Raw genomic sequence first — 9,379 nt, 5'->3', positions numbered from 1 at the left:
AACTTTAAACTCTAAGACAAACATTTTACGCAGGGGGTACTTAGATAAAATCAGTATAGCACAATAAAAGTTAAGTTAACAAGCTATAGTTTAAAAAGCCGTCCTAAAAGGACGGGGCTTTAACCCAAAATTTCGGTAATTGTTATGGGCAAACCACAAATCGCCGTCCGAATTCCCCCACCCCTCCTCGCCGAACTCAACCAGTACGTCGAGCGGGTTGGCACGTCCAAGACAGATGTGATCATCAGTGCGATCGCTGCTTACTTGGGCTGTGCCGAGACTGTGCCGTTGAGTCAACGGGTAAGCGAACTGGAACTACAATTGAAAAAATTGAGGACTTTGATCGAATCTTATTCAAGCACCGAGGAGGGGAATCAGTGAAGAAATGCGATTGCGATCTAGTTTTTATCCACGGTACAGGGGTACGAGAACCAGCCTATAGCAAAGTTTTTAGCATCATTAGCCAAAAATTGAAAGAGCGCAATGAAAATTTGTGTTTTCATAAGTGTTACTGGGGGGGGTCTCTCGGCACGACATTAAATGCGGGAGGACTATCTATTCCAGTGTCGGATCAAAAAAAAGCCTCAGAAACAGATTTAACTGATGAAGAGTATGTTCTGGGTTTATGGGAGTTACTATATCAAGACCCGCTCATCGAACTGCAAATCCTAACCATAAGTTCCGAGGACAAAAGAACTGTTTTTGGGGAAAAGCTAGGCGAGGATTTGGATAATCGGGTTCGAGCCTTAAATCCATCCTCTAATCTCCAAGAAATGCTCGATCAAGCTGGCATTGGCGAGTTTTTTCCTCAATCCCAATCCATTATCGTCAACGAAAGCGATTATCAAAAAGCGATCGAATCCGCCACGGAACCATTAGGAGAATACCGCATAGCGATCGCTCGTGCGCTCGTAGCTCAAAGTTCCCTTTTGGTAAGGGATAACTATGGCGAATTCGCCCTATCAGTCAATGGCGAATTGCGCGATCATATTGTCGAGCAAATAGCGGCAGAACTAGGGGGCACGGAAAAAGGAATTTTATCTGGCATAAAACAGAGTATTTCTGGCACAATCAGGCGTATTATCAACAATAATCTCCAAAGACGGCGAAGTGGATTTTCAGAACAATACAGCGGTACTTTGGGAGATATTTTGATGTATCAATCAAGGGGACAAAAGCTTAGAGACTTTGTTCGAACAACCGTTGAACGTCTGGAATATCCCACCGTATTAATCGCCCATAGTTTGGGTGGTATTATTGCCGTCGATTTGCTATTAGAACAACAATTACCACAAGTGGCTTTGTTGGTGACGATCGGTTCTCAATCTCCGATTCTTTATGAACTGAATGCTTTGGTGGGGATGGAATATAATCCCAATGCCAAGCTACCGGATACTTTCCCCGATTGGTTAAATATTTATGATCGCAACGATTTTCTCAGTTATGTAGGGGAGAAAATATTCCCCGGAAAGATACAAGATGTCGAAATCGATAGTAAACAACCTTTCCCTGAGTCTCATGGTGCATATTGGAACAATGACAAGGTTTGGGATGCAGTTTGGCAGAAGATGGTGGAGGTAGCTAATGGCTGAACCATCGACAACACAAGCAATTTTAGTGGGAATCGAAAAGTATGCTGATTCTAGTTCCATTCCAGATTTGAATGGCCCGGTCAATGATGTTTATCAGTTCTGTCAATGGTTACGAGATCGCAATGTGCCTCCCGAAAATATTTCGGTTTTTCTGGCGCCACTCGATCGCAATGTCGGAATTGTTGACAAGATTACCAATCTCATCGATAGTAAACCCTTAGAAGCAAACAAAGATATAGTCAATAAAGCTCTGCGTGAAGAAGCGAGAAAGAAAACAGCAACTTTGTTTTTCTTGTTTTGGTCGGGACACGGTTGGATCGCTTCACAAGGCGATCGCCGATTGATTTATGCCGATGCGACAATGGAGGATCTCAAGAATCTAAATTTAACTGTCCAGCTTAATGCTATGCAGACCGATTTATATAAGAATTTGCCTCGACAGCTACTAATTTTTGATGCCTGTGCCAATTCCCAACTATTAAAGATAAATCCACCGGACGATCTTCCTGCTATTGGTAAACATTTGCCAAGTCAAAAACAAATGGCAATGTTTGCGGCTAATCCGGGAGAATATGCGATTAATAAAAGTGATGAGCAAACGGGTATATTTTCACGAGAACTATTGAATGAATTGAACTCATCAAAAGATACAGAGCTTTGGCCACCAGATATGGAAGCGGTTATGCAGAATGTGCAGGAAAAGTTCATTAAGCTTCGAGAGGATGGACAAACCAGGCAAACTCCTTCATATCTTTTATATCAGGACTGGGCAGGTAATAGAAAAGAACGATTTAGCGAAATTGAGCCAGCCACTAAAACAACAGAACGAGATAGTGTTCAGCTACCTCGCGATTTGACTATCCAAGAATTAGGACTATTGCGCGATCTTTTTTTACAATGTCAGTCAATTCGAGATTTCCAAAGTCGAAAAGATATTATTTTGAATCTAAGGAAAGAAATAGCCAATAACATAATCATGGAAGGTAATGCAAATACTGTAGTGTTAAGTGCAATTAGAACTTCCCGCAGTTATTCAGGAGGATTGGCAGAGCTATTAGACGTTATTGATATGCTCTACGAAAATAATTCTGTTGCTATGCAAAATTTAAGAAGAACTACAATACAAATATTGCCAGAGGAGTTCAATTAACAATGTTGCTGACTGTTCCGATAAAACCTAACGATCTAGGATTTAATGAGTTAATCGAAGCCTTAGAGAATTGCCCTTCTATCCGAGATACTCAAATGAGAAAAGATGTAATTGATTTTTTCCCTGATATTGGCAAACAAGTAGAAGAACGAAATACTGTTCGTGCTTCAGTATTGAGTATTCTCAAAGCATTCAGCGGATATCCAGATCGATTTGATGAGTTAATCGAGGCGATTGATTATTACGAACAAAATAATGGTTATTTTAAGACTTTAATTCAAGTTGTTAGAGATCTTGCCAGACAACAACAAGAAGCAAGAAATAAATCTAATAAGACGAGTACTCTTTTTGAAGATGTTGAATTAAAAAATAATGATTGCGACGAGACATTTGAAAGTTTGTGGTCAGAACTATACTTAATTCTCAGCACAATAATTGATTGGAAAGATATTTGGAAAGCTTGCTGTAAAATTGAAAATTTTATCAAACATGACGAAATATTTATTAAAAGCTTGTGTTTTACCAAGAATTATGAGTTATTAAAACAAGTATTTCTCGATCGATACGAACCTACATTATTAATAATCAAATTAGCTCAATCACTAAAAGATGATAATGGACATATAAAATCATGGCTAGATAAAGCTAATCATAAATTGGAAAAAACTGAAAATGAAAATACTTCTTGCTTGCCACCGATCTTATTAATCATAATTGAGAGAGGTGGCGATGGACCGAATCAAGATAAGTGGAATGTTCGAGGACAGTTTAAAATTCAGGGTAAACTATCTGAAATCTCATTATCTAAAAATAAAAATGGTATTGATTGTACTAAATTTGAAAATATTCCAACAGCGATAAAATCATACATTGATTATCTTGAAACTGATCCTCAATTTCGGGGTCAAGCAATTGATCAGTTGAGAATAGAAGTATTCATTCCACTTTCCGATTTACATTCTAGTCTAGATAATTGGGCAATGATTTGTGAAGAAGAAGCAACTATATCATTGGTAAGAAATTACCGATTATTTTTACGAAGTAGAGAACGCATACGAAAAAATAGTCGCATTGGATCACTCAAAAAAGGATGGGAAAGAATCCATACTTTTTTGAATGGTGATTGTCGTGAAATATCCAAGAATATTCTAGCTAATGATATAAATAATACTCCAGCCTCTAACATAATTGAGATTCTTGGAGATACTCAAATCTCTAATTGGAAAGAATTAGAGATTTTTATGAAAAATTGCTCAATTCTATGGGGGATTAGATTAAAAGATTCTCTCTCCATCGATAGATTTGAGCGCATGAGGTTTTTTGAGTCTATTTTTGATAGTGGTATTCCCATAGCCGTTTGGAATTGGGATAGTATTCCCTCAGAGGTAGAATTTGAACAGCAATTTACAGAGTGCCTGAATTGGGATAATTTATCTAACCGATGCCGCGGCTTACTTGAAAAAACTTGGGAGCTAAGAAGTGTTGTATGGGGGGCTAGAACTGAAACAGAGCGTAAACAGTATCCAGGTTATTATCTCGGTATGTTGCTGGAAGACCCGGAAATCTTGCCGGAAGAAAATAAATTACAAACAATAGGAGTAAACACATAAAATGGCAGAAGAAACTAAATCAGTTCACTGGCATCCTTTTAATGGTCGGGGGGAACAGCTACCAGCATCTGAAACTCTCAATCTTCCCCCTCCACCTCCTTGGAGAAAATTCAATAGACCTATTCTCCCTAAAGATACCGAACGTCGGTCAGATTTATTGAAACTTGTCGAGAGTGAAAAGACCGATCGCGATCGCGGTGAAAAATTCCGTTTGTCAGAAATCGCTGACAATGAAACCAAAGAAATCGCTGACAATGAAACCAATTCTCAAAATGCTCAACTTCAGAAAGCAATTGATCTAGTCATCGCCGGGGTAAATGCGGCTTTATGCTTGCGTCGTCCCCTGTTAGTGACAGGTCGTCCCGGTTCGGGAAAAACCTCCCTTGCCTATGCCTTAGCATACCAACTGAGATTGGGTCCGGTTTTAAAATGGTCGATTACGGCTCGAACGACCCTTCAGGATGGTTTGTATCGTTATGATGCGATCGCCCGCTTACAAGAACCAGAGTCCGAGGGCAAACAAGATATTGGCTCTTATATCACTTTAGGAGCTTTGGGTACGGCATTTCTTCCTTCAGCTTTACCCAGAGTGCTTTTAATAGACGAGATAGACAAAAGCGACATCAATTTACCCAATGACTTGCTCAATCTGTTTGAAGAAGGCGAATATGAAATTCCCGAATTAAAACGTTGGACAGAGAAAAACCCCAGTCAACCAGTTTCAGTTTTTACTTGGGATAAAAATCTTCATCCCGTCAAGCTAAATAGCGGAATAGTGGGATGCCATGCTTTCCCCATCGTAGTGATGACCAGTAACGGCGAAAGAGATTTTCCTCCAGCCTTCAAAAGACGTTGTATCAGAATCAATATGCCCAATCCGGGCATTAATAACCTGAAATCTATAGTCAACTCTCACATGGGTGATGAATATTTTAATAAGTCTAGCGATCGTATCGGTCAATTAATTACAGATTTTTTCAATAAAAAAGATTTGGCAACGGATCAACTCCTTAATGTTGTATATATGTTGACCGGTGGTGCAGAATCCACTTTCGATCACGAATCCCTTAAAGAGTTACTGTTTAAGAGTTTGAATGATACCGAGGGATTGTGATGAGCGATGCTTTTATACTGGAGAAGCCAGACCGCTTCGAGCAGTTACTTAAGACTCTCAATCAGTCAGAGCTAGAAATGACTAGCTATGAGTTAGCTGATTTGTGCTGGTTATTGCTCCATTCACCTCAGATTATAGAATCTACTGAAAGTAAGAAAGTAGAAGTGAACCAAGAGGAGCCAAACAACAATCAACTGCCCAACAACAATCAACTGCCCAACAACAATCAACTGCCCAACAACAATCAACTGCCCAACAACAATCGGCAACAAAATAAAGAGTCTGGGGGACAGTTATTCCCACGACAGCAAAGCAAAGACTCATCCAGTGGCGGTGGCGGTGGTTCTTTAACTTTTCCAGTTGATAATCCATCAGATCTCGGCAGTTCCTTATCTTTGGCAAAAGCCTTAAAAACATTATTGCGGCGCGTACCTACACGGGATCGCCCGAGTATTTTGGATGAAGTACGAACAGTCGAAAGTTTTGCCGCGACTGACGGAAAAATCTTGGTTCCTGTTTTTAAACCAGCCTTAGAACCTTGGTTAGAACTAGCATTGGTATTTGATCGCAGTTCCTCGATGGATATTTGGCATCAAACGTTAGCAGATCTAAAAACTGTACTACAACATTATGGTATCTTTCGTGATGTGCGGGTCTGGCAATTAGCTTCCAAGGAAAATAATCTAGTTCTCCATGAAGGATTAAACAAGACTAATTCTAGGGTTTATCATCCTAAAGAATTACTCAATCCTAATGGTCGCCGCCTCATTGTAGTAGTTAGTGATTGCGTGGCATCCTATTGGCAAGATGGCAAGATGTTTCCGCTTTTAAAATTGTGGAGTCAATCGAGTCCATTAGCTATATTGCAGATGCTTCCAGAATGGCTTTGGCTGAAAACTGGCTTAGGATTGGGAGCGAAAGTAACTTTAGTTAGTGATGAACCTGGTTTAACTAATAGCCGATTAAAAATTAGAGACGTGCTGCTCTGGGAAAACGTCTTTCGTGAACAGAATCGTTTACAGATTCCTGTTTTTACTTTGGAACCTCTCAGTGTCGCACGATGGAGCGGTGTAGTCGTGGGGCGCGGCGACACCAAAGTAGCAGGATTTGTACTGACTCCCGATACCAAAGAAGAATTAGAACCCGAGGGTAAGCTAAATTTAACTCCAGAAGAAATAGTTAGACGATTTCGCAATAATGCTTCGCTTCTAGCTCAAGAATTAGCAGAATTGTTAGCGGCGGCACCGACAATTTTTCTGCCAGTAGTTCGATTGATCCGTAAGGAAATGTTACCAAAAGCAGGTCAAGTCCAAATCGCAGAAGTATTTTTAGGCGGTATTCTTCGCGTTCGTTCGTTAGGGATTAAGGAAACTGACCCAGATCTGGTACTCTACGATTTTATCAACCCGGAAGTAAGAAAAATTTTACAATGCAGTTCTACTCGCTCTACTACAGTAGATGTATTCGATCGCGTCTCCAAATATATTGCCAAACAACTGAACCTAGAATTGCGAGACTTCCTCGCTGAATTGAAAAAGCCTCCAACAGAAGTAGGTACAGATATACAAGACATCATTCGTCCTTTTGCCGAAGTGGCAGCCAGTATTTTAAGGAATTTGGGGGGAAATTATCTGGCGATCGCACAGCAATTAGAGCAAGGTCAGCCAAAAGCGACTCAAACAGCTAGAGAAGAAGACTTTCTCACCCGATTCACCCCAGAAACCACCACGATCGAAGTCGGCAGGCTCACCATCCTCGAAGGTGAAGCCGAAACCGAGTTCATCGCCCTGCGGGAACAGTGCGCCAGCTTGAACCTAGAAGACGGCGACCTCTACGAACTAGCGATCGAATCGGGCATTAAAGAGCTAGAAGCTCAGATACTCTTTATCTATAATAAGCGAGCGGAACAAACAGACTTACCCCAATGGGACGGGGAAACTGTATTTGTCGATCGACAAGGAAATATCATTAAACGTCAACCCGTCACCGCTAAATATTACGAAGAAGAGATTCCCTTTAACAAAAGGAAGGATCAACCCCCCGCGGGGCTAACCGAGATTAGAATGCTCCTCATCCCCGGCGGAACTCTGCTCAAAGACGGTAAGACTATCTATATAAAACCCTTTTTTATGGCACAGACCCCCATCACCCAAGCTCAATGGTGGGCGATCGCCAGCCGTAAAGACTTAAAAATAAAAAATAATCTAGACCTAACCCCATCACGATTTAAAGACGACTATGGGGAAACGAGTCATTGGTTACGGCCTGTAGAAAATGTGAGTTGGTTCGATGCGATCGAATACTGTGGACGACTAGCCAAGCTAACCAAATTCCCCTACGCCCTACCCTCTGAAGCCCAATGGGAATACGCCTGTCACGCCAATACAGAAGCCCCCCTTGTTAAGGGGGGTCAGGGGGGATCATATCCCCCTTTCCACTACGGCGAGACCCTAACTGCAAAACTAGCCAATTACGACTCACAGCAAACCTACGCCGACGAAGCAAAAACGGCAAGCCCCAAGCAAACAACCCCTGTCGGTAACTATCCCCCCAACGCCTTTGGTTTACAGGATATGCACGGTAACGTCTGGGAATGGTGTATAGATCTGTGGGATGCTGAAGAGAGGGCGATCTCGCGTAGCGATCGCTTTGCGTTCGACAATAACCCGACTAATCTACTAGATAAGAATATAACTATGCAGTTATTAAGCGATAAAAATACGAAGGTGATACGCGGCGGTTCTTGGTACTACTATCCGAGGTACTGTCGCGGTGCGATTCGTTACAGGGACAACCCCGACTACCTCGACTACTACGGCCTCGGTTTTCGAGTTGTCTGCCGCTTCCCCAGGACTTGATTTCCCTTTATTCTTTTCTCTTTTTCCCTTTTCCGGCGATTTTTTGGGGACTAATTAGTACACATGAACCACAACGAAAAAGAATTGTCAGTTATTCAAAAAACCTATGACCTCATCCTCTGGTTAAACCCGATATTGAGTCGTCTTCCCCGCAATTATCGCTTTACCCTAGGGGAAAGGATAGCCAATAATCTCTATCAATTACTAGAAGGATTGATAGAAGCCAAGTATAGTCAAGAGAAAGAGGAAATTTTGCGTTCTCTCAACCCTAAATTGTCGGTTCTCTACTACCAAATACGGTTAATGGTTGACCTTAATATTATGTCCGATAAACGTTACGAAAATCTGAGTCGATATTTAGTCGAAATCGGTAATGAACTAGGGGGCTGGCTAAAATCCCAAACGAAAATCCCACCGGTTAACCTAACCGGAACAAAGAATGGTCGTTAGAATTGGCAATACATGGGAAAAAATTATCGAATTTGAAAACCTCCTAGCGGCCGCTCGGCTCGCGCAGCAAGGTAAACGCTATCGCCCTAATGTCCTCGCCTTTAACGCGGAACGGGAGAAAAATTTAATCAAGTTGCAAGATGAGCTAATCGAACAGACCTATCATCCCGGTCAGTACCGCAGTTTCCGTATAACAGACCCCAAACCACGCCTAATTTCGGCGGCCCCCTATCGAGATCGCATTGTCCACCACGCTCTCTGTCGGATAATTGTACCTGCGATCGAGCGTACTTTTATCTTAAATGTCGGGTGAAGACCCTCAGTTTCACCGACGGGATGAAACCCGACCAATATAGAACAGCGAAGCACCAATAAATCCTTGACAGTTTTGTGCTGGATATGTTAGTATAAAGAAAGTTGTTTGAGGTCGGTCAACAATGATTGTTTTAGAAATGAAAGCCGTGGTCAAACCAAGTCAGTGTTCTGCCATTGATGAAGCTATTCGTACAGTACAATTCATCCGTAATAAGGCTTTAAGGCTTTGGATGGATGCCAAGAGAGAAGACAAAATCGATAAATATTCTCTCAATAAATATTGTGCAGTT

General features: G+C 41.5%; 8 protein-coding genes. All 8 read left to right on the top strand.

Features of this window, described 5'->3' with window-relative positions; genetic code table 11:
• Positions 1–144: 144 nt before the first annotated feature.
• On the top strand, positions 145–381 hold the full coding sequence (locus IM479_RS03565) for a YlcI/YnfO family protein (protein ID WP_287687650.1): 237 nt from the start codon (positions 145–147) through the stop codon (positions 379–381).
• Positions 378–1,592 (top strand): lipase family protein, encoded by a 1,215-nt coding sequence (locus tag IM479_RS03560; protein ID WP_287687648.1) that lies wholly within the window; start codon positions 378–380, stop codon positions 1,590–1,592. Before IM479_RS03565 ends, IM479_RS03560 begins: the two co-directional genes overlap by 4 nt.
• Positions 1,585–2,742 (top strand): caspase family protein, encoded by a 1,158-nt coding sequence (locus tag IM479_RS03555; RefSeq protein ID WP_287687646.1) that lies wholly within the window; start codon positions 1,585–1,587, stop codon positions 2,740–2,742. Before IM479_RS03560 ends, IM479_RS03555 begins: the two co-directional genes overlap by 8 nt.
• A gap of 2 nt (positions 2,743–2,744) precedes the next feature.
• Positions 2,745–4,352, top strand: coding sequence for a VMAP-C domain-containing protein (locus IM479_RS03550; protein ID WP_287687644.1), 1,608 nt, complete (start codon positions 2,745–2,747; stop codon positions 4,350–4,352).
• 1 nt (position 4,353) lies between these two features.
• Positions 4,354–5,466, top strand: coding sequence for an AAA family ATPase (locus IM479_RS03545; RefSeq protein WP_287687642.1), 1,113 nt, complete (start codon positions 4,354–4,356; stop codon positions 5,464–5,466).
• Positions 5,466–8,324: a formylglycine-generating enzyme family protein gene (locus IM479_RS03540; protein WP_287687640.1), complete on the top strand. Its 2,859-nt coding sequence runs from the start codon at positions 5,466–5,468 to the stop codon at positions 8,322–8,324. Before IM479_RS03545 ends, IM479_RS03540 begins: the two co-directional genes overlap by 1 nt.
• A gap of 63 nt (positions 8,325–8,387) precedes the next feature.
• On the top strand, positions 8,388–8,774 hold the full coding sequence (gene avd, locus IM479_RS03535; protein WP_287075796.1) for a diversity-generating retroelement protein Avd: 387 nt from the start codon (positions 8,388–8,390) through the stop codon (positions 8,772–8,774).
• The gene (locus IM479_RS03530; protein WP_287075794.1) at positions 8,764–9,087 is read left to right on the top strand and encodes a hypothetical protein; all 324 of its coding nucleotides are present in this window, start codon (positions 8,764–8,766) and stop codon (positions 9,085–9,087) included. The genes avd and IM479_RS03530 overlap by 11 nt, the downstream gene beginning before the upstream one ends.
• The last annotated feature ends 292 nt before the right edge of the window (positions 9,088–9,379 follow it).

This window comes from Microcystis sp. M165S2 (assembly GCF_020245885.1).
In the GTDB taxonomy this organism is placed as follows: Bacteria; Cyanobacteriota; Cyanobacteriia; order Cyanobacteriales; family Microcystaceae; genus Microcystis.
The sequence above is the reverse complement of the archived record's forward strand: the minus strand, read 5'-3'. Positions and strand labels throughout refer to the sequence as shown.